At 71.3% G+C, this 251-nt stretch carries 1 protein-coding gene; it reads left to right on the top strand.

The window, feature by feature from the left end; genetic code table 11:
- Window positions 1-251 (top strand): TOBE domain-containing protein (locus tag JI666_RS21495; protein WP_206895118.1); only part of this gene is annotated, 251 nt, incomplete at both ends.

Below are 251 nucleotides of genomic sequence, written 5' to 3'. Positions count from 1 at the left end.
AGCATCGACGGCCCGAGCGCCGCGCTGGCCGTGGACGGCCAGACGCTGTCGATCCCGGTGGACGGTTTGAAAACCGGCGACACGGCCCTGCTGTCGCTGCGCCCCGAACGGATCGAGATCCGCGCACCCGGCGCCGAGGGGATCGACGCCACCGTGACCGAGGCCGAGTTCATGGGGTCGACGGTGCTCTACCGCATGAAGACCGCCACCGACCGCACGCTGATGGTGCAGGCTCTGGCCGACCGCGCGCC

Origin of the sequence: Bacillus sp. NTK071, from assembly GCF_017303315.1 — a bacterium.
Taxonomy (GTDB): Bacteria; Bacillota; Bacilli; order Bacillales; family Guptibacillaceae; genus Guptibacillus.
This window is presented reverse-complemented; position numbering and strand designations above follow the sequence as displayed.